General features: G+C 67.4%; 26 protein-coding genes. 10 read left to right on the forward strand and 16 right to left on the reverse strand.

Translation table 11 applies throughout. The features are described 5' to 3' along the window. Positions 1-43 precede the first annotated feature (43 nt). From MPE_RS12220 to MPE_RS12235, 4 genes are all read right to left on the reverse strand, one after another. Positions 44-400, reverse strand: coding sequence for an ArsR/SmtB family transcription factor (locus MPE_RS12220; RefSeq protein ID WP_011830012.1), 357 nt, complete (start codon positions 398-400; stop codon positions 44-46). Positions 401-494: 94 nt separating this feature from the next. Next, positions 495-878, reverse strand: coding sequence for a hypothetical protein (locus MPE_RS12225; protein WP_011830013.1), 384 nt, complete (start codon positions 876-878; stop codon positions 495-497). Further along, positions 866-1414, reverse strand: coding sequence for a TlpA disulfide reductase family protein (locus MPE_RS12230; protein WP_011830014.1), 549 nt, complete (start codon positions 1412-1414; stop codon positions 866-868). Before MPE_RS12230 ends, MPE_RS12225 begins: the two co-directional genes overlap by 13 nt. Next, positions 1407-2270: an MBL fold metallo-hydrolase gene (locus tag MPE_RS12235; protein ID WP_011830015.1), complete on the reverse strand. Its 864-nt coding sequence runs from the start codon at positions 2268-2270 to the stop codon at positions 1407-1409. Before MPE_RS12235 ends, MPE_RS12230 begins: the two co-directional genes overlap by 8 nt. Positions 2271-2547: 277 nt before the next feature. Here MPE_RS12235 and MPE_RS12240 point away from each other — a divergent pair, with 277 nt between their 5' ends. Then, entirely contained in the window at positions 2548-2880 is a 333-nt protein-coding gene (locus tag MPE_RS12240) for a c-type cytochrome (protein WP_011830016.1), read from the forward strand. 10 nt (positions 2881-2890) lie between these two features. Continuing rightward, on the forward strand, positions 2891-4171 hold the full coding sequence (locus MPE_RS12245) for an NAD(P)/FAD-dependent oxidoreductase (protein ID WP_011830017.1): 1281 nt from the start codon (positions 2891-2893) through the stop codon (positions 4169-4171). Here the strand turns inward: MPE_RS12245 and MPE_RS12250 are convergent. The 10 genes from MPE_RS12250 to MPE_RS12295 all read right to left on the reverse strand — a co-directional run bounded on the left by MPE_RS12250 (position 4168) and on the right by MPE_RS12295 (position 12170). Continuing rightward, positions 4168-4674 carry a GlcG/HbpS family heme-binding protein gene (locus MPE_RS12250; RefSeq protein WP_011830018.1) on the reverse strand — a complete coding sequence of 169 codons (507 nt, stop codon included), beginning with the start codon at positions 4672-4674 and terminating at the stop codon, positions 4168-4170. The genes MPE_RS12245 and MPE_RS12250 overlap by 4 nt on opposite strands. Before the next feature lie 16 nt (positions 4675-4690). Further along, a complete protein-coding gene (locus MPE_RS12255) occupies positions 4691-5104 on the reverse strand; it encodes a DsrE family protein (protein WP_011830019.1) in 414 nt (137 codons plus the stop codon). Positions 5105-5134: 30 nt separating this feature from the next. After that, the gene (gene soxB / locus MPE_RS12260) at positions 5135-6862 is read right to left on the reverse strand and encodes a thiosulfohydrolase SoxB (RefSeq protein ID WP_011830020.1); all 1728 of its coding nucleotides are present in this window, start codon (positions 6860-6862) and stop codon (positions 5135-5137) included. An 83-nt stretch (positions 6863-6945) separates the two neighbouring features. Further along, positions 6946-7584, reverse strand: a complete 639-nt coding sequence (gene soxX / locus MPE_RS12265; protein WP_011830021.1) for a sulfur oxidation c-type cytochrome SoxX — start codon at positions 7582-7584, stop codon at positions 6946-6948. A 12-nt stretch (positions 7585-7596) separates the two neighbouring features. Continuing rightward, positions 7597-8406, reverse strand: coding sequence for a sulfur oxidation c-type cytochrome SoxA (soxA, locus tag MPE_RS12270; protein WP_011830022.1), 810 nt, complete (start codon positions 8404-8406; stop codon positions 7597-7599). Positions 8407-8485: 79 nt separating this feature from the next. Then, entirely contained in the window at positions 8486-8797 is a 312-nt protein-coding gene (gene soxZ / locus MPE_RS12275; protein WP_011830023.1) for a thiosulfate oxidation carrier complex protein SoxZ, read from the reverse strand. Between the two features lie 40 nt (positions 8798-8837). Continuing rightward, positions 8838-9305 (reverse strand): thiosulfate oxidation carrier protein SoxY, encoded by a 468-nt coding sequence (gene soxY / locus MPE_RS12280; protein ID WP_036231508.1) that lies wholly within the window; start codon positions 9303-9305, stop codon positions 8838-8840. 74 nt (positions 9306-9379) lie between these two features. After that, the gene (locus tag MPE_RS12285; protein WP_011830025.1) at positions 9380-10447 is read right to left on the reverse strand and encodes a c-type cytochrome; all 1068 of its coding nucleotides are present in this window, start codon (positions 10445-10447) and stop codon (positions 9380-9382) included. Then, positions 10431-11804 carry a sulfite dehydrogenase gene (gene soxC, locus MPE_RS12290; protein WP_011830026.1) on the reverse strand — a complete coding sequence of 458 codons (1374 nt, stop codon included), beginning with the start codon at positions 11802-11804 and terminating at the stop codon, positions 10431-10433. The genes MPE_RS12285 and soxC overlap by 17 nt, the downstream gene beginning before the upstream one ends. Positions 11805-11843: 39 nt before the next feature. Next, complete coding sequence (locus MPE_RS12295; protein WP_011830027.1) at positions 11844-12170, reverse strand: ArsR/SmtB family transcription factor; 327 nt, start codon at positions 12168-12170, stop codon at positions 11844-11846. 178 nt (positions 12171-12348) lie between these two features. On the opposite strand from MPE_RS12295, the gene MPE_RS12300 reads away from it, so the two are divergent. Continuing rightward, positions 12349-13470: a YeeE/YedE family protein gene (locus MPE_RS12300; RefSeq protein ID WP_011830028.1), complete on the forward strand. Its 1122-nt coding sequence runs from the start codon at positions 12349-12351 to the stop codon at positions 13468-13470. 363 nt (positions 13471-13833) lie between these two features. Here the strand turns inward: MPE_RS12300 and yczR are convergent, their stop codons facing one another. Then, on the reverse strand, positions 13834-15294 hold the full coding sequence (gene yczR / locus MPE_RS12305) for a MocR-like transcription factor YczR (RefSeq protein WP_083767973.1): 1461 nt from the start codon (positions 15292-15294) through the stop codon (positions 13834-13836). Positions 15295-15447: 153 nt separating this feature from the next. Between yczR and MPE_RS12310 the strand changes: the two genes are divergently transcribed. Together MPE_RS12310 and lipP1 are read left to right on the forward strand one after the other, a co-directional pair. Continuing rightward, positions 15448-16200, forward strand: a complete 753-nt coding sequence (locus tag MPE_RS12310) for an alpha/beta fold hydrolase (protein ID WP_011830030.1) — start codon at positions 15448-15450, stop codon at positions 16198-16200. 27 nt (positions 16201-16227) lie between these two features. After that, entirely contained in the window at positions 16228-17106 is an 879-nt protein-coding gene (gene lipP1, locus MPE_RS12315) for a LipP1 family hormone-sensitive lipase (RefSeq protein WP_011830031.1), read from the forward strand. 103 nt (positions 17107-17209) lie between these two features. Here the strand turns inward: lipP1 and MPE_RS12320 are convergent, their stop codons facing one another. Further along, positions 17210-18223 carry an IS5 family transposase gene (locus MPE_RS12320; protein ID WP_011830032.1) on the reverse strand — a complete coding sequence of 338 codons (1014 nt, stop codon included), beginning with the start codon at positions 18221-18223 and terminating at the stop codon, positions 17210-17212. Positions 18224-18395: 172 nt separating this feature from the next. Between MPE_RS12320 and MPE_RS12325 the strand changes: the two genes are divergently transcribed. From MPE_RS12325 to MPE_RS12340, 5 genes are all read left to right on the forward strand, one after another. Continuing rightward, on the forward strand, positions 18396-18680 hold the full coding sequence (locus MPE_RS12325; RefSeq protein ID WP_011830033.1) for a YciI family protein: 285 nt from the start codon (positions 18396-18398) through the stop codon (positions 18678-18680). 329 nt (positions 18681-19009) lie between these two features. Then, positions 19010-20479 (forward strand): aminotransferase-like domain-containing protein, encoded by a 1470-nt coding sequence (locus MPE_RS12330; protein ID WP_011830034.1) that lies wholly within the window; start codon positions 19010-19012, stop codon positions 20477-20479. An 89-nt stretch (positions 20480-20568) separates the two neighbouring features. Then, entirely contained in the window at positions 20569-23466 is a 2898-nt protein-coding gene (locus MPE_RS24905) for an EAL domain-containing protein (protein WP_011830035.1), read from the forward strand. Then, positions 23463-23615, forward strand: coding sequence for a hypothetical protein (locus MPE_RS24325; protein ID WP_158304617.1), 153 nt, complete (start codon positions 23463-23465; stop codon positions 23613-23615). Before MPE_RS24905 ends, MPE_RS24325 begins: the two co-directional genes overlap by 4 nt. Further along, positions 23612-24475 carry an HDOD domain-containing protein gene (locus MPE_RS12340; RefSeq protein WP_011830036.1) on the forward strand — a complete coding sequence of 288 codons (864 nt, stop codon included), beginning with the start codon at positions 23612-23614 and terminating at the stop codon, positions 24473-24475. Before MPE_RS24325 ends, MPE_RS12340 begins: the two co-directional genes overlap by 4 nt. Positions 24476-24479: the final 4 nt, after the last annotated feature.

Here is a 24479-nt window from a genome sequence, read left to right on the forward strand (position 1 = left end):
AAGCCGCCAACCATGCGTTCCGACCGGCCTCGCCGTCCGCTGCTCAACCCTGCCTGAGCGTCGGCATCAGCCGATCGGACACGGGGATGCTGGCATCGCCGTCGATCTCGGTCGCGATCTGGTTGCAGACCGCTCGACACAGGGTGGCCGCACGCTGGCTCTTCAGGTTGTAGAAGATCTGGGTGCCCTCACGCCGCTTCCCCAGGATACCGGCGCGGTACAGCGTGGAGAGGTGCTGCGACATGTTGGGCTGCGTGGTGTCGATCTCCGCAAGCAGCTGCGAGACGTTCTTTTCGCCATGGCACAGCGCGCTGATCAGCCTCAGGCGGATCGGCGTCGACAAAATGGAGAACAGGTCCGCCGCCGAGGAGAAGACGGCCTCTGACTCTTCCTGGCTCACCGGGATTCCTTCGGGTTTCGTTCGATTGCCATCGTAGCGGATTCTGCGCTTTCTGCACTACTTGCGCATACATCAAATCATGGCCCACCACCCCTCACTTGAAGCGGTAGTGATCCCGCTGCAGCACGGCTGCGATCGCGGTGACTTCCTCGGGGAACAGGCCGAGACCCAGCTCGGTGTTGCACTGCTCGACCATGCCACGCAGCAGCCCGGGCGTGGTGATGCGTTCACCGGGTCGGAACACCGCGGACCCGTCCCCGCCGAACTTCGTGGCGTGGCATTGCTGGCATTTGTGCTCCGTCATCAGCCGCTGGCCCATCGCGAGGTCGGCGTCCTTGAAGATATCGAGACCCTGGGCACCGGCGCCCGCCCCCGCCAGGCAGGCGATCGAGGCGCAGATCCGGCGGACGGTGGAGACCATGGAAGACTCCTTGGAGAACGTGCCGGTCCGGGCCGGACCGGGAATCAGGTAGCGCATCGCGAAGTGTCCTGCATGCCCGCCGTCCTGTCCGGTCGATCCGCCAGCCGGAGCAGGTCCAGGACGTCCTCCTCGAACATTTCTCCGGGTATCGACTGCAACAACCGTCCCGACCGACCGACCGCGCACGTCATCGGAATGACGTTGCGGGACGTGAAGAGCGGCCGGAGCCGCTGGGCGCTCATCGAGACCGGAAAGCCGTAGCCGCGGTCGGCCAGATAGCGGCGCACGACGCCGGCATCGCGGTCGACGGCGACACCGAGCACCCGCAGCCGCCGACCGGCGCTGGCACGGTGGAGCTTCTCGACGTGTTCATTGTGACGTCGGCAGAACGGGCAGGTCGTCGACCAGAACACGACAACGGCCGCGGTGTCATTCCAGTCGGCCGGTTGAAGGACCGTTCCATCCACCAGGGCGATCGTCGGCCAGTCGATGGCCGGCGACGCGCCCGGTTGTTGCGCCGCGGCCGGCATCGGCAGCAGACCTCCGGCCGCCGCGGCCAGGATCGCGCGGCGTGACCACGGCAGTTCAGTCACGCTCCTGCTCCATCTGCAGATAGGTGTTGTAGGCGTTCATGCGGTTCGCCGCGCCGAACAGCGGCAACCCCTCGAACCGAGACCAATCGGCCTTCCGATAAGCGTCCTCGAAAGGCTCCAGGTTGCGGGCCGCGTCACCCATGGTCTGTCGCAGGTAGAGCAGGTAATCGTGCGTCAGGCGGATGTCCTCCGCGGGTTGGCGTGATGGCGGGCCGTGTCCCGGCACCATGACCCGGATGTCGAAGCGCAGCAAGCCGTCGAGCGACGCGATCCAGCGCCGGCTGTCCGCCTGGCCCACGAAGGGGATGCGACCTCGGAACACCGTATCGCCGGCGAACAGCACGAGCTCGCGGGGTACGTGAACCACCATGTCCTCGGGCGTGTGTGCCGGCCCGACGGCGCGCAACTGGAACTCGAATCCACCGACCTTCAGATCGGTGTCGCCATCGAGCCAGACGTCGGCCGGCACGAGCCGCGTCGCTTCGTCCACCCACGGAAAGAGCGTCTGACGGCTGGCCTCCAGCCGCTGTCGCGCGGTGTCGGAGTTCAGGTACTCGAGGGAACGCCGCTGCGCCACGACGGTCGCGCCGGCCCTCTTGAACGCCTGCAGCCCGTACACGTGGTCGGCGTGATAGTGGGTCACCAGCACATGACTCACCGGCTTGTCCGTGATGCGGCGGATCTCCTGCAGCAGGCGCTCGGCGAGCGGTGGCGAGCCGAGCGCATCGATGACCACGACCGAACTGTCGGTCACCACGAAGCCGGCGTTCGAGATGAAGTTCTGGTTCGAGGCCGACCCGAGGGCCGTCTCGCCCTGCACGAAATAGCTGTGCGGTGCCACCTGCTCGGCTTGCATCGCCACGGTCACATCGTTTGCCTGCGCATGCGCGCCCGGCAGCAGTGCACACAGGCCGAGCGCCGCCGCGATGCGGCGCGACGCAGACAGCCATCGGCCTCCGAGGCCTCGGTGTGCGGGCAGACCCTGATGGTGCAGTCGCCACAAGCAACCGTAAATTAGCATTTACGAATATTAAGAGCTGCCAACCCTTACCGCCAGCGACGACGCTCATCGTTTCTACCGGGGTGAGCACAGTGCGTCGAAGCGTCTTCCACCACAGACACCAGGAGCCTGCATGCCAAGAATCCTCCCGCCCCTGCCGGCACTGCGCATGTGCCTCGCCGTGGGGCTCGTCGTCGCCGGCAGCGCCCAGGCGCAGAGTGCGTCGCAGGCCCTCCACCTGAGGGCGCTCGCGGCCACCTGCGCAAACTGCCACGGCACCGACGGTCGCGCCGTCGATGGCGCCGGCAGCATCCCGTTGCGCGGGCTGGGCAAGGACTACATCGTGGCCCAGATGACCGCCTTCCGTGAAGGCAAGCGCGCGGCCACCGTGATGCACCAGCTCGCCAAGGGCTACACGCCCGAGCAGGTCGAGCAGCTCGCCGCGTACTTCGCGGCCCAGAACTGAAAGGCCTCCCATGAAGCGTCGTCAACTGATCCAGGCCGGCCTCGCCGGCGGCGGTCTGCTCGCCTTGGGGGGCTGCGCCACCCCGAGCGGTGGCGTGCCCGGCAGCGCGAAGGTCGTCGTCATCGGCGGGGGCTACGGCGGTGCGACCGCAGCGAAGTACGTGCGCCTGCTGTCCGACCAGCGCATCGACGTGGTCCTGATCGAACCCCAGGCCAGCTTCGTCTCCTGCCCGATCTCCAATCTCGTGGTGGGCGGCACGCAGACGTTGGGGGACCTGACGACGTCCTACGACGCGCTGGCCACACGCCACGGGGTGCGCATCGTGCGGGACACGGCATCGAGGATCGATGCCACAGCTCGGACCGTGACGCTCGCATCCGGCGCCACGATCCGCTACGACAAGCTGGTGCTCTCCCCGGGCATCGAACTGATGTTCGACGGCGTCCAGGGGCTGCGCGAGGCACAGGCCAGCGGCCAGATCCTGCAGGCCTGGAAGGCCGGGCCCGAGACCCTGGCGCTGCGCCGGCAGCTCGAAGCGCTGCCCGACGGCGGCGTGTACGCCATCGCGATCCCCGAGGCGCCTTTCCGCTGCCCCCCCGGGCCCTACGAGAGGGCCAGTGTGGTCGCGGCCTATTTCAAGCGCGCGAAGCCCCGCTCGAAGGTCCTGATCCTCGACGCCAACCAGGATGTCGTCTCCAAGGCCGCTCTCTTCAAGAAGGCCTGGGCCGAGCTTTATCCCGGCATGGTGGAGTACCGGCCGCAGCACAAGGCGGTGGGGGTCGATCCGCGGACCGGCACGATCAAGTTCGATGTGCAGGACGATGTGAAGGCTGACGTGCTCAATGTGCTGCCGCCGATGCGCGCCGGCGCGATCGCCGTGCAGACCGGCCTGGCCAATGCCAACGCACGCTGGTGTCAGGTGGACTACCAGACCTTCGAATCCACGGCGGCGAAGCACATCCACGTGCTGGGTGACTCGATCCAGGTCGCGCCGCTGATGCCCAAGAGCGGCCACATGGCCAACTCGCATGGCAAGGTGGCCGCCGCTGCGATCGTGGCGCAACTGATGGACATCGAGATCAATCCGCGTCCGATGCTGACCAACACCTGCTACAGCTTCGTCGACGAGAAGCACGTGATCCACGTCGCCAGCGTGCACGAATACGTCGCGGCCGAGAAAACCTTCAAGACCGTGGCCGGTTCCGGCGGCGTCTCGGCCGCTCGCAACGAAGCCGAAGCCGGCTTTGCCATGGCCTGGGCGCGCAACATCTGGGCCGACACGCTGGGCTAGAACTCCAGCGCCTCGGCGATGGCCTGGATGCCGGCCTTCGCGCAGGCGTCGTCCGCCGCGCCGCCCGGCGCGCCGGACACGGCGATCGCACCGACGACCGAACCGGCCGATTCGATGACCTGACCACCGCCGACCGCCACGACCCGCGGCGCGGCGCGGATGCCGCTCATCTCCTTGCCGGCCTGCGTTTCGGTCCCCAGCGTGGCCGTGGGGATGCGAAAGCTCGCTGCCGTCCAGGCCTTGCCGATGGCCAACTCGACGGTGTGCGCGCCCGCATGACGATCGCGCAGGAACACCTGCGGCAACCCGGCGCGGTCGACCACCGCCACGCCGACCTGGTAGCCCGCCTTTCGGCAATGCTCGAGCGCAGCGCGCGCCGCGGTCAGCGCAGTCTCGGGCGTCAGCGACCTGGTGATGAAGGTCCCTTCGGCAGTTTGCGCCGGAGCGGCTCCCACCGACATCCACAGTGCGGCCAGCACCGCGAAACGTTCTGCCTTGCTCATCGGTGCGCCTCCCGCATCAGGGCTTGATGTACGCATAGCCCTGCAACTGCATCTTGGTGAGCCGGACGACGCCCGAGGGAGTGAACGTCGCCTCCTGGATGAACTGTTCCTTCTTCAGGTTGCGGTTCTTCAGCGTGATCTCGCAGATCTCGAACTTCACGCCGCGGCTGACCAGCGCCGAGACGGTGGCCGCGTACTCGCCGCCATTCGGGTCCTTGGCGCCCTCCATCAGGAAGTCGACGCCGTTCGCGTGAGTCACCACCGTGATCTGCGCGCTGGGGTCGGTGTCGAGATGGTTGCGAATGTTCCGCAGGGTGGCGAGCGCCTGGGTCTGGGCTTCGTTGACGTGGTACGCGACCTTGTCCTGTGCATGGGACGTCGCGACCACGGTCAGCAGCAGTGCGGCCATGAGCCACCGTCGGATATTCATGTGTGTCTCCCCGATGCGCCGACCTCGGCGTCAAGCCGCGCCGGCATTGCCGTCCACGCCGATCAGTCGAGGCGCATTGAGCCTGCGCGGCGTGACGCGGCCCTTCGCCTGGAGCCAGGATTCGACCACGTCCCACACCATCTTGTTGCCGGCGCTGCGGGCCTCTTCGGCGACGGGGGCCCAGCCCGCCACCCGGTAGCGCTTGTCCGCCTCGATCGGTCGGCCTGCGAGGCGCAGGTCCTGGATGCGCTTGCCCATCGATTCGCCGGGTGCGATCGCGTAGGCAAGGCCCCCCACGCGAACCATGTCACCGCCCTGCTGGTAGTAGGGGTCGGGGTTGAACAGGTTGTCGGCGACATCCTCGAGGATGGTCTTGATCGTCTCGCCGGTCATCTCGGTCACGGTTGCATAGGAGTAGGTGGTCGCCACCTGGTCCATCATGAGTTCGCGCGTGATCACGTCACCGGGCAGCAGGCTCGTGCCCCATCGAAAGCCCGGCGAGAAGGCGATCTCTGCGCCCTGCACCTCCATCAACGCATCGCACAGCAGCTGATCCCAGCTGCCGTTGAAGTTGCCGCGCCGGTAGAGCAGCCCCTCGGTGATGGCCAGTTTCTCGGCGAGCTTGTCCTTGTAGGGAGCACGGATCCTGTCGATCAGCGACTGCATCTGAGGGTCGGCCGGCAACTGGTTCGAGAACACCGGCAGCAGCTTGTAGCGGTAGTCGGCGACCTTACCGCCCTTCACGTCGAGATCGAGCACGCCGAGGAACTTGGTGTTCGAGCCGGCATTGGTCACCAGAGTCTTGCCCCCCGGGTTGGCAACGACCACCGGCACCGGAATGCCATCGTGCGTGTGGCCGCCGAGGATGGCGTCGATGCCACGCACGCGGCCCGCCATCTTCAGATCGACGTCCATGCCGTTGTGCGACAGCACCACCACCACCTGCGCTCCGGCAGCCCGCGCCGCGTCGACGACCTTCTGCAGGTTGTCGTCCTGGATCCCGAAGCTCCAGTCCGCCACCATGTAGCGCGGGTTGGCGATGGGCGTGTAGGGAAAGGCCTGCCCCACGATCGCCAGCTTCACGCCGTTGACATCGCGCAGCGTGTAGGGCTTGAACACCTCGTCGCCGAAATCGGTCGTCCTGACGTTCTGCGCCACGAAATCGATCCGACCCTTGAAGTCCTCGTCGACGATCTGCTGCACACGCTTCTGGCCGTAAGTGAACTCCCAGTGCCCGGTCATCACGTCGACCCCCAGCAGCTTGCAGGCGTCCACCATGTCCTGACCGTTCGTCCACAGCGACGTGGCCGAGCCCTGCCAGGTGTCGCCGCCATCGAGCAGCAGCGCGCCGGGGCGGCTGGCCTTCAGGCGCTTGACCAGCGTCGCCATGTGCGCGAAGCCGCCCACCTTGCCGTAGCGGCGCGCAGCCGTCTCGAAATCCAGAAAGGTATAGGCATGCGCGAGCAACGTGCCGGGCCGCACCCCGACGGCCTCGAGCAGGTGCTCGCCGACCCGGTGCGGCAACTGGCCGCTCATCGCACCCACGCCGAGGTTGACGCTCGGCTCGCGGAAGTGGATGGGCAGCAATTGCGCATGACAGTCGGTCATGTGCAGCAACGACACGTTGCCGAAACGCGGCACCTCGTAGAGCCCCCGCTCTGCCGTGGCGGCGTCGGCGTCGGCGTACCGTGCCAGGCCCAGGCCCGCAGCCGACGCCGCGCCCAGCACCTGCAGGAACTCTCGCTTGGACAGGCTCATGATTCAGTGATTACTTATATGTTGCAGACGAAAAGGCCCGCCGTCTCGTGCATCGATCAGGCGGGCCAGGCAACCGCGGTCGGTCACTGGTTGACCGGTGACTTCGGGTCGAGCAGCAACGCCATCAGATGGCGGATCTGGGTCTCGTCCAGCACACCGGCATGGCCGAAGCGCGGCATGTTCGAGCAGGCCTCGTAGGCCTTGCTGTTCCACAGCTTGGCCCAGGTGTACTGCACGATCGCCGCGCTCTTGGGGTCGACGGGGTCGGTGACGCCGCGCAGCTTGCCGTACTGGTACAGGCTCGGGCCGATGGTGCCGAACGACAGCTCGGCCTTGCCGATCTGGTGGCAGTTGTAGCAGCCACCGCCGTTGACGCTGCCTGCCGCATCGGTCCAGGTGCCGCCCCGCCCGTTCTGGGCGATCTTTTCGCCCTCCTTCCAGTCTCCGAGGTACTGTCCGGAAGCTGGCCACTTGACCGAGGCGAGCGCGGCGTCCCGGATCTGCGCCGCCGCCCTGTCGTCGGGCGAGTGGTCGGACGAGCAGGCCTTCTGTCCCAGGTCCTGGTTCAGTCGATCGACCTTGGCGATGCCCTGGTCGCGGAACGAGGCCTTCATCATGGCCGCGGCCTGGGCATCGAGCTCCTGTGATGAAGGCAGGGGTTGCAACGCGGCGCAGCCGGCAACGGCCAGCGCGGCCACGGCGAGAGTGATCTTGGCGTTCATGCAGTCCTCGCTTCAGCGCTTGATCGACGGCGCGATCGATTCGGCGCCCTTGGCGTTGACGCCCATGAAGACACCGAGCGCGATCGTCACGTCGGAGGCAAAGCCCGGGAACGGGAAACGTTGCTGGCGGTAGCAGTCGTTCAGGCGGCGCTGCATGCTCCACAGCTCGCCGCTGGACACCCGGTAAGCGGGCCAGGCGGCGAAGCCCACGCCGTCGCCGGGATTGCGGGTCAGCACCGGCAGATCCTGCAGCCGGATTCGCTTGCCCGCCTCGCCATGGCAGGAGGCGCAGGAGAAATCCATCGGCCCGCCGCGGAAGAAGAAGGCTCGCTTGCCGAGCTCGTACATCACCTTCTCTTCGCGGTGCGTCTGCGGCAGGTTCATCCGCAGGCCGCGCGAGGCTGCCGAGACATAAGCCGCGAGAGCCTCCATGTTGGCCTGCTCGCCGCGGCCGAACGGGGTCTTGGCGATCTCCGCCGCGTTGAGTCCCTGCAGCGTCTCCATGCAGGTCAGCAGCCGCGATTCGAGGTCCTGCACGCGCCCCGTGTCGGCGAACCAGCGCGGCAGTTCGACCCAGGCGCCCTGGACGACGCCGGGCCCCTTGCCGAGATCGCACTGCTCGAGCGAGGCGTTCTTCGGGCCGCGCTTCTGCTTCCACAGGTTCTCGCCCTTGGCCTCGAACAGATCGGCCGGGTTGCCGTCCTCCAGCATCTTGCGGTACTCGGCGATGCCGTCGGCCGTGCTCTTGGCCTGCGACCACGCGGTGCCGGACACCACCAGCGCCGCCGCGCCGAGCAGCGCACGCTTGTTCCATGCCTTCATCGGTCTGTCTCCTCGTTCAGCGCCCTCGGCGCTTCGTCTTGTGACCGGGACACCCGCCATTCCCGGCGCCGTGCCGCGCTCAGGAAACAACCGCCTCGTCGGTCCGGGTGTCGCCCTTGTTGTCGACCCAGGTGATCGAGATCTTGTCGCCCGCCTTCGCGCCCTTGACGGTGAACTGCAGGAACGGGTTCTTGGAGACGGCCGGACCCCACTGGGCCTTCATCACCGGCTTGCCATTGTGCTGGGCGCTGACGGTCTGGATGTGCCAGGCCGGGATCGCCTTGCCGGCCGCGTCCTTGCGCAAGCCGGTCTCCATCTCGTGCGCCATCAGCACGCGCACGGTCGCGTTGTTGCCGGCCACCTGGGCGCGGATCTTCATCGGGTCTGCCATGGGATGCTCCTCAAATCGTCGGGGGATCGCGCCGTCCGCTTCAGCCGCCGCAGCCGCCGAGCGTGACCTTCACTTCCTTCTGCGCGTACAGCACCCGACCGTCGTTCATCATCGCGACCGCGAAGACATTCGACGACTGGCCCATCTTGACGCGGGTGCTGACCGAGGCCTCGACGGCGTCGGTGAGCTCGAACATCGAGGTCATGATGCTCGGGTTCTTCTCGACCAGCAGCAGCAGGTTCTTGACGCCAGGCAGTGCGGTGGCCGCACCGAGCGGCACGACGGCGCCGTTCTCGGCGATATCGGGCCCGGTGATGGTCACGTCCTTGCTCTCGGTCGGCGCGGACGCGCCCAACGTCTTCATCAGGTCGGCCATCGTCTTGCTCTCGAACGCGCCGGCGTTGTAGCCGGCGGCCTGCGCGCGCACGGTGGTCGGCAGCAGGCCGGCGCTCATCAGCAGCGTGGCCACCGCGGCGCCGTGCCGGAGCATCTCTCTGCGGGTGTTCATCATCGATCTCCTATTGTTCAGCCGATGCTAATAAATACGGGACGGCAGTTCGGTACGTGCCATCCCTTAGGGAATTACTTGGGGGCCCCGGCGGCGAGCCAGGCGGCGATCGTCCGGGCATCGGCCTCGGGCAGCGCCTGCGGCGGCATCGCCATGGCACCGCCCCACACACCGCCGCCGCCGCTCCGGATCTTGCCGGTCAGGTAGTCGACCCCGTCGGCGCGTCCGGCGTACTTCTGGGCAATCTGCCGGAAGGACGGGCCCAGGCCCTTGCTGTCGAGCGAATGGCACGCCGTGCAGGCGTTCGAACTGGTCAGCGCGAACGCGGCGTTGCCGGTGCCGTTCGCGGCGGCGCGCGCCGGCACAGGCGCCGACTTCGCGGCGGCATCGGGCCGCGTCGTGTCCGCGCCGCGCTGCGCGCCGACGGTCCGGTTCTGGTCGGCAAGATTGCCATGCGCATCGCGCGCGAACTCGGGCAGCGAGGAGGCCAGCCGCGGTTCGCCGCCGCAGTTGCGCATGCAGCCGGACCCCTGCACGTCGGGCTTGCCGGTGCCGCCGAACTCGGGGCCGGGCCACAGCCCGTGCTGCGTGGTCAGGCCCTTGCGATTGGGCATCCGCTGCTGGACTTCGGCGGCATTGCGGTCCGAGAGCACGAAGTCGTCGGGCACCACGCCGCCGAGGTTCAGCAGGTAGGCAGTGACGGCGTAGACCTCCTCGGTCGCCAGCGACTTCGGGTTGTCCCAGGGCATGGCCCGGTTGATGTAGTCCCACAGCGTCGACAGGTGGGCCGCCTTCATCAACGTGGTGCGGCCGGGGAAGCTCGAGTCGGTCAGGCGCGCGACGCGACCGGCCTCGACATCGGCCTGGGTGGTGCCGCCGACCAGCGGATTGAACACCTCGCCGGATTCGCCGAAGATGCCGTGGCAGGACGCGCACTTGCTCTCCCAGACCCCCTGGCCCCTGGCGACCGAACCCGATCCCTTGGGCAGTCCCTTGAAGTCCGGCCGCACGTCGATGTCCCAGGCGGCGATCTCCCCGGCCGTGGCGGGGCGCCCGATGCCGTCATAGACCGTCCCCTGCGCCAGCGAGGCGCCGCTGACCGTCAGTGCGGCGAGCACCGCGAGTTCACGCCAGCTGGACATTGCGCACCTCGCCGCTCTCTTCCACCAGCCAGGTCTGGATGGCGTTGTTGTGATAGATCGAGCGCGAGCCGCGCACCGCCCGCAGCTGCGAATAGTTCGACTGCACATGGCCGGTCTCGTCGGTGGCGCGGCTCATCACCAGCGCCGGCTTGCCGTCCCAGGTCCAGTCGATGTTGAAGCGCGTCAGGCACTTGCTCATCGCCATGCCCTCGAGTCGCGCCTGGCGCCAGTTGCGCCCGCCGTCGACCGAGACATCGACCTTCTTCACCTTGCCCCGCCCCGACCACGCGAGGCCCGACACGTTGTAATAGCCCTTGTCGAGCAGCACCTGGCCACCCGAGGGCGTCGTGACCACGCTCTTGACCTCCTGGAGCGAGCTGTACTGCCGGTGCAGGCCGCCGGGCATGAGGTCGATGTAGTGGATCACCTCGTCCTTCGCGCCGTAGGGCTGGTCTCCGAGCTCGATGCGCCGCAGGTACTTGACCCAGCTCACGCCCTGGACGCCAGGCACCACCAGGCGCAGCGGGTAGCCGTTCTCCGGTCGCAGCATCTCTCCGTTCTGCCCATACGCCACCAGCACCTCGCCGCTGTCGATCAGCGAGCGGGGGATGGTGCGCGTCATCGACGATCCGTCGGCGCCTTCCGCCAGCACGAAGCGGCCGCGCTTCCAGTCGGCACCGCACAGGTCGAGCAGGATCTTCAACGGCACGCCGGTGAACTCGCTGCACGAGATCATTCCGTGGCTGTACTGGCAGGTCGGCACCGCGACGTTGCCCCACTCCATACCGGTGTTGGCGCCGCATTCGATGAAGTGGAACCGGCTCACCGATGGCAGCCGCATGATCTCGTCGAGCGTGAAGACCATCGGCTTGCGCAGCATCTTCTCGTCCGAGCCGTTGACCATCAGCCGGTGCTTGGACGGGTCGATGTCCCACCAGCCCTGGTGGTGGCGCTCGAAATGGAGGCCGCTCGGCGTGACGATGCCGAACAGGCTCTGCAGCGGCGCGAACGACACCGAGGCCTGCGCCGTCTGCGTGAGTCCCGGGCTCCGGCGGCGCTGCACGTTGGCCTCGAACCTCGAGGGCCTGCCGTAGCCGTCGGTGACGACCGGCTGGCCCAGACCTCGGCTGTGCGCCGGCAACGTGAGGATGTTCGGATCGCCGTCGCCGGCCACCGGGTTGGACTGCGAGGTCGCCAATGGCGTCGCCAAGCCTGCGGCCGCGGCGGCGAACGCACCGCGGATGAAGTCACGGCGCCCGGCCTTGGCCTCGGCGAACACGCGGCGAATGCCTTCGCGGTCCAGGAAATTCTCGGGTGCCTTGAGCAGGCGACCGGAGCCGTTCGGGTCTCGAATCACGTTGTCTCCTTGCGGATGCGGCAGGGCCTGCGTTGCGGATCAGTCCAGGCCATCCCGGATCGCGATGTCGATACAGACCTCGCGACAGATGGCCGACACACCGGTGTGGCTGATGCGGTAGTGCACCTGGGCCCCGTCGCGACGCCTCGCGACGACGCCGGCGCGGTACAGCACCGACAGGTGCTGCGACATGTTGGATTGCGTCGCCCCGATGCGTTCCTGCAGCTGCCCCACATTGAGCTCGCCGCGACACAGCTCACCGACGATGCGCAGCCGCAGCGGCGACGACAGCAGGCCGAACAGCTCGGCCGCCCTCTCGAACACCTGCGCGGCATCGGTTGCATGGGACGGAAGATTCGTATGCATTTATTTGAATATCTGCAACAACAAATATATAGATCGACAGGACCGCATCCATCCGGACTTACGCGGAGACCGGCCACGCGCCATGCCGCCCCGGCCCGACAAGGCGGCGCGGACGCGCTGCGGTCACAATGTCCGCCCGTCGCCCTCCAGCGCTCCTCCCTGCTTCCGCCCCTTCGCCATGAACCTGCCCCTCGCCCCGGACACAGCGACCCACTTCGTGGTGTGGGGAGCCCTGCTCATCGGGCTGGTACTCGGCGCGGCCGGACAGGCCTCACGCTTCTGCGTGCGCGGCGCGATCGCCGACTGGTTCATCTACGGCGGGCGCTCGCGGATGATGGTGTGGGTGCTGGTGGTCGTGGTGGCCGCTCTCGGTTCCCAGGCGGTCATCGGCCTCACGTCGTTCCAGCCCGAACGCACGATCGCCTGGAGCGACCGCTTCCTCTGGTCGTCCTACCTCGCCGGCGGGCTGTTGTTCGGGTACGGCATGGTGCTCGCGGCCGGGTGTCCGCAACGCAGCCTGGTCAAGGCGGGAACCGGCAACCTGCGAGCCATCGTGACATTGCTGGTCGCGGCGGTGACCGCGCAGATGACGCTGCGCGGCGTGTTCGCCGAGGGCCGCGTGAGGACCGTGGACGCCTGGGGCCTGCAGTTGTCCGGCCCGCAGGATCTGGGTTCGCTGCTGGCCGCCTGGGTGCCCGCCTCGGCCGGCGCGCTGCGCACCGGCGTGCTGCTGCTGCTGGTGACCCTGGCCGCCGCGTGGCTGTGGCGGCGCCGGGCCGACCTGACGCTGCTGGACTGGAGCGCGGGCGTGCTGATCGGGCTGCTGGTTCCTGCCGCTTGGCTGCTCACCGGGCTCATCGGTTTCCTGCCCGAGCACCCGGACACGCTGGAGCCCGCCTGGCAGGGAACGCAATCGCGACGGCCAGAGGCGCTGACCTTCATCGCTCCGATCGCGCATGGGCTGGACCTGCTCACCTACTGGACGGACAAGAACGCACGGCTGAGCTTCGGCGTCATGCTGACCGCGGGGGTCCTGCTCGGCAGCCACCTGTCGGCGCGCGCGCGCGGCGAGTTCCGGCTGGAGTCCTTCAGCAACGCCGCCGAGTTGCGGGACCACCTGCTGGGTGGCGTGCTGATGGGCGTCGGCGGGGTGACCGCGATGGGCTGCTCCGTAGGACAGGGCGTGACCGGGCTGGCCATGCTGTCGGCCGGCGCGGTGCTGGCCGTGACCGGGATCGCTGCCGGCGCGCTGCTCGCGCTGAAGGCGCAGGTCCGACGGGCCGACGCTGCCGCCGGCTGATCGCCTCGCCCGGCGGGTCGGAGGGTTCGCTACGTTCGTTGTAGCGCCAGTAAGTACGTCGTTTCGATGCCATCGAGTGCGCCACTCCCCGACGATTTCCCCGATCCCGCCCGGTGTCTGGCCAAGAACACTGCGCAGATGACGATGCTGTCGCGCTGAGCAATCTGCGGATGGCTCGGCGGCAAGTGATCGAGGCCCAGGGGTGAGAGCGCCAGCGATGCGGCGCAGGGTCCTCAAAGGGGCCGAACTCACATCCCGCAGGCCGCCCAACCCGCTCAACAGGACAGTCAGGGCCGGATCACGGCATGCCAGCCCTGAGTGCAGCTCCGATGCGCACAAACGGCAAGGTCTTTCAGACAGTCCTTAGATCGGAAGCCTGGGACCTCGGCGAACATCTCCTGCCGGCGATTGCGAATGCATCGCACGCCAAACTTCGGCCAGTCGACGAATCGCTTCATTGCTCGTCTCCGTCGGCACGGTGAAGGGCAAGCGAACGAAACGCTCGAATGCATCGTCTATTCCAAACCTCGGGCCAGCTGAAAGAAGGACTCCTGCGTGGCCTGCCGCACTGACGAAGCGCGATGAGATTCGCTCTTGTAGATCGACCCAAAGGCTAAGTCCGCCGAGCGCCCTCGTCGGACGCCATTCAGGAATGTGGTTGTTCAGCTGAGAGACCAACTCGTCGCGAGCAGTGCGAAGCACTTGTCGGCGATGCGCGACCACTTCGTGCAACCGGGGGAACAGTGAGGCGACGATCAGCTGCTCGAGGATCGGACTCGACATGTCGAGCGGAGGACGAAGACCCGCCACCTTGCGAATGACGGCAGCCGGGGCGCGCAGCCACCCGACGCGTATTCCGCCCCAAAAGATCTTGCTCGCCGATCCAATCGTCACGATGGGCGTCGCTTCTTCGGAGCCATAGACGCCTGTCGGCTCCGGTGCGTCGTGTTCGATGCCGAGTTCAACAAGTGTCTCGTCGATGATCAGGGGCGTCCGTGTTCGATGTGCTGCAAGGACAAGCTGCTTGCGGTCCGCGGGGGACATGCAGAGGCCGGTCGGGTTGTGAAAGTCCGGAACGAAATAGCCCAGTTGCGCTCCGGAATCTCGCATGGTGGACGCGATCAGGTCGAGGTCCCACTTCCCTTCGTTGAAGGGCACCGGAACCGGCCGGGCGCCCCGCTGACGGATGGCGTCGAGGGCATTGGGGTAAGTCGGATGCTCAACAATGACCTTTGACCCGTGGTCCGCAAAAGCCATGATGGCGAGGCTGAGCGCCTGTTGGGCGCCACTCGTTATCAACACCTGCTCTGCATGGGTGGGAAGGCCTCGTGCCGAGAACCGTGCGGCGACGACCTCCCTCAGCTTGGGCAAGCCGAGCAGGTTGTAGCCGTGTCCGCGCAGGTGAATTGACAGCTGACCGGTGGCCTCGGCCATCGCGGAATGGAACACCTCCACGGGCGCGCTCAGAGCGGCATGGGAAAGATCCAGCTCACTTCTTGCTGCACCTGGAAGCCAAGGCGCAGTCGCTTTGGAGTCCACGTCCTCAGGCAGTGCAATCCATGTCCCGGATCCTTGTTGGCTTTGCAGGAATCCGCACTGCCTCAGAAGGTCATACGCGGCCGCTACGGTGGTTCTGCTGATGGCCAGCTCCGCTGCCAGCGAACGTTCGCTAGGTAGGCGGGTCATCACGGGAAGTCGGCCGTCCAGGACCATCAGCCGCGTTTGCTCCGCCAGCGTTGAGGCGAGGTTTCCACGAATCCCTTGGCGCCATTGGCCCAGATGCCTGGCAAAGCCTTGACTGCTCACGCGACGATCGATTTGCATGCGCTTGATCCACTATCAGGCGATTGGCCATTTCCGTCGCCGCCATCCAGATCCAATATAGCGGAATTGAGCGGCTTCATTCAATCCACTTCGAGCGAAGTGGATCACCAAGACGCTCACCCTTGGTTTGCCGATTGGTGCAATGGAGAGCGAATGAATCAGCTTGCTGCGGTCGAAGGTTCTGGCCTGCATCGTGTGCTCGTTCTTCACGGATGGGCACTCGACAGCGGGGTATGGCTGGCGAGCCGCGCTTTGACCGACCAGGCGCAGTTCTGCTACGCGTACTTCGATTTCCCGGGCTATGGAGTGAACCGACGCCAAGCGCCGGCTGCAAGCCTGGACGATATGGCCGCTGCCGCGCTTGCGGCGGCCGATAGCCTCGGGTGGAGTTCGTTTTCGGTCGTGGGTCATTCGATGGGCGGCGCCACGGCCATGCGGGTCGCGACGATGGCGCCCCAGCGCGTCCGCTCGGTGGTCGCGGTCACCCCAGCGTCGCCCGGAGGGACGCCACTCGACGCAGATGCCTATGCCCACTTCCAAAGCGCATGGGCTGACCCGGCGACACGCATCGTCAAGGCGCTCTCGCCGGGCATTGCACCGGTCGACCTGCGCAACCTTTCAGCGCGCAACCGCGCCACGATGAACCAAGTCGTCTGGGACGCGTACCTCGCGAACTGGACCTCTGCCAATTTTCTGACCGAGTTGAAGAACTACGACGGCCCCGTCGAGTTGCTGTACGGAGAAGACGACCCGTTCGTCACGCCGGCTTACCTGTCCTCAACGATCGCCGCGCTGCCCCGGCACAACTTGCGTTGCATCGCCAAGGCAGGTCACTACCCCATGGTCGAGCAACCCGCCTCGACCGTCGGCTTATGGGAAGCGGCGCTGGCCACGTCAGCACGCTGACCTTCACTGACTCAAGGAGACGTACGAATGCCAGTTGATGCACACGCACAAGGACTGCTGGATGCCCTCAAGGCGCAGGGCCTCAAGTCGTTCGAACAGATGACCATCGCCGAGGCGCGCGGCGCGATCGAGACGTTCGTGGGCCTGCAGGCTCCGCCAGAGGAGGTGAAGCAAGTCCACGATCTGACGGTGAAGGGGCCTGCAGGTGAGCTCCAGTACCGGATCTTCGTTCCCGCTGGTCCGACACCTATGCCGGTTCTCGTGTACTTCCACGGGGGCGGCTGGGTCGGTGGGAGTCTCGCGGTGGTGGACGAACCCTGCCGGGCGATCGCGAACCGTTGCGGCGCCGTGGTCATCGCTGCGAGCTACCGACTTTCACCGGAAGCCCGGTTCCCCGCGGCGACGGACGACGCGTACGCCGCAGTCCAATGGGCCAGCGCCAACGCCGCGACCTACGGCGGTGATGCGAGCCGTCTGGGCGTCATGGGCGACAGCGCCGGCGCCAATCTCGCGGCGGTTGTTTCAATGATGGCGCGTGATCGCAAGGGGCCGGCCATCAAGGCTCAGATCCTGACCTATCCCGTGATCCAGCGCGATGGCGACTTCGCCTCCCGCAAAGCCAATGAAGAGGGGTATCTGCTGACGTCGGCGGGTGTCGCGTGGTTCTGGAAGCAGTACCTGGCGAGCGATGCGGACGCGGTCAACCCGTACGCATCGCCCATCATGGCCAAGGACCTGACCGGCCTGCCCCCTGCACTGGTGATGACCGCCGAATTCGACCCCGCGCGCGACGAAGGCGAGGCCTACGGCAAGGCGCTGGCCAAGGCGGGGGTTCCTGTGACGGTCCGCAGGTTCGAAGGTCTGATCCACGGCGTCTTCGGAAGCGCTGATCAACCCGCTTCGTGACCGCGACTCGGCCGACAGCGGGCGTTGATGGCGACTCGTGAACTCAGAAGTGGCACCGATGAGCCCCTTCTGCGGCACTTCGAGGCCGCTCTCAGGCCCCCGTTCATGCAGCAGACGCACTGAGGCCTTGGGCCAGCAATCGGCGCCGGGCGATGTACAAGTTGGCCAGCGCAGCGTGCGCCTTCGCGCGAGCTTCGTTCTTGGAGATCCCGCGGTAGCTGACCTTGCGGTAGCCGAACAGGTTCTTGATGACGTGGAACGGGTGTTCGACGATGGCCCGCACCTGAGCCTTGCGCCGTTCGAACCACTCGTGCATCGCCTTGGCCGGCCCTTCGGGCATGGCCTTGAGTTGGCCGCGCTTCATGGCGATACGCCAATCCATGTCCTGGCGCAGCCTGCCCTCTTCCTGCGCCGTCGTGATCTCGTCTCGCCTCTGGATGCCGGTGTAGCCGCTGTCGCCGTGAACTTGGCTCTCCTGGCCATGCAGCAGTTCGTGCGCGTGCGCCACGTCAGCCTCGTTGGCCGCGGTGCAGACCACGCTGTGGATCAGACCCGACTCGGCATCCACGCCCGAGTGCATCTTCATCCCGAAGTGCCACTGGTTCCCCTTCTTGGTCTGGTGCATCTCGGGGTCGCGCTTGCCGTCCTCGTTCTTCGTCGAACTTGGCGCGGCAATGATGGTGGCGTCCACCACCGTGCCCTGGCGCATCAGCAGCCCACGCTCGGTGAGGTGCGCGTTGACCTCGGCCAGGATGGCCGACGTCAAGTCGTGCTGCTCGAGCAGGCGGCGGAACTTCAGCAGCGTTGTGGCGTCGGGTACGTTCTCCCGCCCAAGGTCGATGCCGATGAACTCGCGCATGGCCTGGCTGTCGTACAGCGCGTCTTCCAGTGCCTCGTCGGCCAGCGTGTACCACTGCTGCAGGAAGTACATGCGCAGCATCCGCGGCACGCCAATCGGCGGTCGGCCCACCTTGCCGCTCTTCGGGTAGTGCGGCTCGATCAGCGCCTCAAGCCGCGCCCACGGAACCACCACGTTCATCTCGGCCAGGAAGCGCTCCCGGCGCGTCTGGCGCTTCTTGCCGGCGTACTCGGCAGTGGCAAAACTCGTCTGCTTCATGGCAGCATCATCGCCGCTGAATTCGCCGCACGCCATCGTGGCCTGCACGGATAAATCAGTGCTTCCCTTCTGGATGTCCGGTGCGGTTCCTCGCGGCGCCGAATTGCAACAGGCGATCGTGCAGTTCGTTTCCAAGCAGTTGAAGTAACCCACACACCAACAGGCCTCCTGAATGAACACCTATGCCGTTCTCTGGACCTACACCGCCGATGCGGAGAAGGTCGCCCGCCACAAAGACAGCCACATGCAGTACATCAAAAGCCTGGCAGCGGGAGGCGCAATTGTCGAAGGGGGAGCCTGGCGTGACGGCTCGGGCGCATTGATCATCTTCCGCGCCAGTGATCGCGAACAGATCAGGGGCTACCTGGACGCCGATCCATTCACGACCGAAGGCGTGATCGTCGCAACTCAGATCCACGAATGGGTCGCGGCGATCGGGCCGATCGCCAGGATCTGACCAGCCTGAAGACCCTCGAGGCCAAGAGGCTCACCGAGCGCGCTTGCCGCTTCAGGCCATGAGGGCCGTCGTGCTCGACGACGCCGAACGCTGCGTGCGCGACGGCACCGTCGATGATGCCGGCAGCCGATCGCCACCCTTCTCGGGCGCACTCGCCAAGGCGAGATGACCCGCCGCAGTTCCATCGGTGATGCAGTTCCCGAGCGTCAGAAGACGCTTCCGGTTCCACATAGTTCGTTCCCGATGCTTGCATCGCGCCGCGCAAGCCCTAGACTGCGAAAACGCCACCCCACCCAGCCAGCAGTTGACCGAGGCGCGGTGCCGACACCATGCGTGATCGCCCCACCGCCGCCTCCACGAGGTTCGAACTGCTCGCTCAGGAACTCGAGCAGCAGATCGCTGCCGGCGTGCTGCGCGCGGGGGACCGCTTGCCCTCCGTGCGCCAGACCTGTGCCAGTCGGGGCTTGAGCCCCAGCACCGTATTCCAGGCCTACTACCTGCTCGAGTCCCGCGGCCTCGTCCGCGCAGCGCCACGCTCGGGCTACTTCGTCACCGCGCGCGCCGACGGTGTACTGCTCTCCGAACCGAAAACCTCGGAGCCCCAGTCCGGATCGCAGCCCGTCGAAGTCAACGACCTGATCTACGCCTGCCTGGGTGCCGCGCGCGCGCGCGATATCGTGCCCTTCGGTTCGGCGTTCCCGAGTCCCGTCCTGTTCCCTCTCGATCGACTGCGCCGCGCGCTGGTCTCGAGCACACGGCGGCTCGAGCCCTGGAGCATGGTCGAGGACCTGCCGCCGGGCAACCTGCGTCTCAAGCGGGAGATCGCCAAGCTCTACCTGCGCCAGGGCATGAACGTGGCCACCGACGAGATCGTGCTGACCCACGGTGCGATGGAGGCGCTGAACCTCTGTCTCAACGCCGTGACACGGCCGGGTGATGCGGTGGTGGTCGAGTCGCCGACCTTCTACATGGCGCTGCAGGCCCTGCAGCGCCTGGGCCTGCGAGCCATCGAGGTACCGACCCATTGCCGCGAGGGCATCGATCTCGGCCGCCTGGCGCAGGTGATCGAGCTCTACCGCCCAAACGCCTGCTGGTTGATGACGAGCTTCCAGAACCCGCTCGGCAGCCTGATGCCCGAGGCGAAGAAGCGCGATCTTGTCGAACTGCTCGCCCGCCACGACGTGCCGCTGATCGAAGACGACGTCTACTCGGAGCTCTACGAAGGCCCCGCGGCGCCGCTGCCGGCCAAGGCCTACGACCGCCGCGGCCTGGTGCTGCACTGCTCGTCGTTCTCGAAGTGTCTGGCGCCGGGCTACCGCGTCGGCTGGGCCGCGCCCGGCCGGCTGGCACGCGAGGTCGAACGGCTGAAGCTGATGACGAGCCTGTCGGGGTCGATTCCGGTGCAGGCGGCGCTGGCCGAGTACCTGCAGGAGGGCGGGTACGACCGCCACCTGCGCGGCTTGCGCCAGTCTCTGCTCACGCAGCGCAACAGCCTGTTCGACGCCGTCAACCGGCACTTTCCTGACGGGACGCGGGTGGTGCGGCCGGCCGGCGGCTACTTCGTGTGGGTCGAATTGCCCGTCGGCGTCGACGCGATGGCCCTGCACCGCGCCGCGCTGGCACAACACATCAGCCTGGCCCCGGGGCCGATGTTCTCGGCGCGCGCCGAGTTCCAGCACCACATCCGGCTGACCTGCGGCCAGCTCTGGGACGAGGCGCTCGAGCGCGCCATGCGCACGCTGGCGCGGTTGGTCGATGACGCAGTGCGCGCCGTCGCCGCTGAACCCGCATCGGTCTGATCCGGTCGCCGGAGGCCGCAACTGCTCACGCCGTCGGCGCAGGCCGCCGGGCAGAGTGCGGGCATGTCGAAACCCATGCTGATCTGCGTATGCCGCACCGCGATGCCGCACTGACGCTCGTGGCGGCCAGCCCGACGCCGCCAGGCCCGGAATACGCGTTGCGCGAAGTGCTTGACCGGCTGGGCCCCTCGGTGTTCGCGGGCCTGCTCGACGCCGATGGCGTGCTGCGTTATGCCAACCAGGCGGCGTTGCAGGCCATCGGCGCCACGCCGGAGCAGGTGCTCGGCCTGCGCTTCGAGACCACCCCCTGGTGGCAGGGCTGCAAGTTGTCGCAACGGCGGCTGCAGCAGGCGCTGGCCAGCGCATCGCGCGGCGAGGCATCCCGTTTCGACGTGCGCCTCGCCATCCGCGGCGACACGCTGGCCATGGACTTTTCGCTGCTGCCGCTGTACGGGCCCGACGGACGCGTGGCCTGGCTGATCCCTTCCGCGCATGACGTGAGCGAACGCGAGCGGGCACGGCGCCAGTTGCGCCTGACGCGCCATGCCGTCGAACAGGCCCACGACGCGCTGTTCCTGGTCGGGCCCGACGGTGCCTATCGCGATGCCAATGCAGCGGCTTGCCGGCTGCTGGGCCTCACGCGCAAGCAGCTGCTGCGCCTGCGGGTGCACGACATAGACACCCAGGTCAACGAGACCTCCTGGCCACAGCGCTGGCACGAGATGTGCGAACGCGGTTCGTCTCGTTTCGAGACCAATGTTCGCCATCACGATGGCCATGAGATTCCTGTCGATGTCTCCGTCAGCCTGGTGACCAGCGACGGGGAGACTTTCGCCCACGTCTGCGTCGACGACCTGCGCGATCGACGTGCCGCAGAGCGGCGCATCCAGCAGTTGCTGCAGTTCGACGAGCTGACCGGTTTGCCGAACCGCCAGCGGCTCTTCGAGCACCTGGGGGCCACCCTGCAGACCAGCGCCACAACCGCGGTGCTGGTGCTGGAGCTCGACCGCTTCAAGCGCATCAACGACGGCCTCGGCCCCCAGATCGGCGACGCCGTGCTGCGCGAAGTGGCCGGGCGCATCGCCGCCACCGTGCGCAGCGTCGACCTGGTGGCGCGCCGCGGCGGCGACGAGTTCGTGATCGTGATGCCGGCCCCGTCGGTGCCGGCGCCGCACGTGGCGCAGACGCTGCTCGAGACCATCGCGCGGCCGATGACGATCGAGGGGCACGAGATCCACCTCACCTGCGGCATCGGTATCGCCATGGCGCCCGCCGACGGCGACCGTGCCGACACGCTGCTGCGCCGCGCCAACGCCGCGTTGGAACAGGCCAAGCGGCTGGGCCGCAACCAGGTCAACGTCTATGCCGGCGCGCCGCATGATGACGACCCCGAACAGATGGCGCTGGAGACCGCGCTGCGCCATGCGCTGCGCGACGAGCAGTTCGAGCTGCACTACCAGCCCCAGGTGGATCTGGCGCAGGGCCGCATCGTCGGCGTCGAAGCGCTGCTGCGCTGGCAGCACCCGACGCTGGGGCGCATCTCCCCGGATCGTTTCATCCCGATCGCCGAGGAGACCGGCCTGATCGTTCCCATCGGCGACTGGGTGCTGCGCCACGCCATCGAGCAGGCCGCGGCCTGGCAACGCGCCAGGCTGCCACCGCTTCGCATGGCCGTCAATCTGTCGGCGCGCCAGCTGCTGCAGCCGGACCTGGCGCGACGCATCGAGGGCCTGCTCGCCGCAACCGGCCTCGACCCGCGGCGCTTCGGTGTCGAGGTCACCGAGAGCATGCTGATCGGCAACTTCGATCAGGCGGTGCAGCACCTGCGAGCGCTGCGTGCGCTCGGCGTCGAGGTCTCGCTCGACGACTTCGGCACCGGCTACTCGAGCCTGAGTTACCTGCGGCGGCTGCCGGTGGACGTCGTCAAGATCGACCGCTCGCTGGTGCCTGACGTCACCGCCCCGGCAGAAGACGTGTCGATCACGCGCGCCATCATCACGATGGCGCACCAGTTGCAGATGAAGGTGCTCGCCGAAGGCGTCGAAAGCGAAGGCCAGGCGGCACTGCTCGCCGCGAACCAGTGCGACCAGATGCAGGGCTGGTGGTTCAGTGCCGCACAGACGGCCGCAGCGATCGAGGCGATGCTGCGCGAGGGCCGGCAGATCGATCCGGCGCTGCTCGGCCGGCGTTCGCGGCAGCGCACCTTGCTGCTGGTCGACGACGAGGAGAACATCGTCGCCGCGCTGCGCCGACTGCTGCGCGCCGAAGGCTGGCTGCTGCTCGGCGCCACCGGCGCCGAAGAGGCGCTGCAGCTGATGGCACGGCACGAGGTCGACGTGATCCTGTCCGACCAGCGCATGCCGGGCATGACCGGCGTCGAGCTGCTGCGCCGTGCAAAGCAGCTGTACCCGGAAACGATCCGGCTGGTGCTCTCAGGCTACACCGAGCTGCAGTCGATCACCGACGCGATCAACGAGGGAGCGATCTACAAGTTTCTCGCCAAGCCCTGGGACGACGAGCAGCTGCGGACGCACCTGCGCGAGGCCTTCGCGTTGAAGGAGATGGCCGACCAGAACCGCCGCCTCGACGAGGAGGTGCAGGCTGCCAACCGCGAACTGGCCGAGCTGAACCGGCGGCTGCAGACACTGCTGAGTGCGCAGCGCGAGCAGAACGAGCGCGAGGTCGGCAGTCGCGAGGTGGCGCAGGAACTGCTGGATGCGGTGCCGGTGCCCGTGTTCGGCATCGACGACGAAAACCTGCTGGTGTTCGTCAACGCACCGGCGCGGGCGCTGTTCGGCCTGGATGGCAACCTGCTGGGTAGGCCGGCGGCCGAGCAGCTGCCGCAGACCTTGCGGCGGGCACTGGAGGGCGAGCCCCTGATGCTCACGCTGGCGGGTCGCCGCTGGTGGACGATGAGCCGGCCGTTGAGCGGGAACGCGCGCGGCCGCCTGTTGGTACTGCTGCCGCAAGCCGGCGCCTCGAAGTGACCGCCCCGGCCGTTCCCGGCACGCCGCCTGTCGTTGTGCCCGTCGCACCGGTGGCGTTGACGCACCTGTTCCGCCACAGCCTGCGCGACGGACGGGTGCATCCGCTGCTGCACGCGGTGCAGCGCTACCGCCAGGAAGCACCACGATGACCAGCACGATGACGCCCGCCCTGCGACCGATCTCCCGCGACGAACTGCTCGCCGCGCTGCGCGACTTGCCGCCGCTGCCGTCGGTGGTGCTCGAACTGGTCGAGTCGCTCGGCCACGACGAGCTCAGCGCCACGCAGTACGCGGCCAAGATCTCGCGCGACCAGGCACTGGCCGCCAGGACACTGCGCCTGGCCAACTCGTCGTTCTACGGGCGTGGCAGGCAGGTGCGCTCGGTCGCCGAGGCGATCGGCGTGCTCGGCCTGCGCACGGTGCGCGGTGTCGTCACTGCCGCCGGGCTGGCCGGTAGCTTCCGCCGCCACGCAGGATTCGACCACGACGCCTTCTGGCGCCACTCGATCGGCAGCGCCCTGTGCGCGCAGGCCCTGGCCGGTGAACTGCGACGCGACGACGCCGAGCTGGCGTTCACGGTCGGGCTGCTGCACGACATCGGCCGGCTGGCGCTCGCCAGCGCGTTTGCACCGGCCTATGCCGAGGTCGAGCAGTGGCGGCGCGACCAGGACTGCCCCGATGGCGAGGCCGAGCGCGCCGTGCTGGGCATTGATCACGCCGAAGTCGGCGGGCTGATCGCACGGCAGTGGAACTTCGCGCCGCCCATCGTCGACGCGATCCGCGAGCACCATGCACCGCCGGACGCCGCCGTGGTCACGCTGACGGGCATCGCGCATGTGGCCGATGCCATTGCCCATGCGCTCGGCCTGACCGGCGACGCCGACGAGGCGGTGCCTGCGCTGGTGCTGCCGGTCTGGGCCGCCTGCCGCCTCGACGACGCGGCCTGCATGCGGCTGTTCGCCCGCACCGAGGCGCAGTTCGAGACCGTCTGCGAAGCGCTGCTTCAATGAAGAC

It is taken from the genome of Methylibium petroleiphilum PM1 (assembly GCF_000015725.1).
GTDB classification, from domain to species: Bacteria; Pseudomonadota; Gammaproteobacteria; order Burkholderiales; family Burkholderiaceae_C; genus Methylibium; species Methylibium petroleiphilum.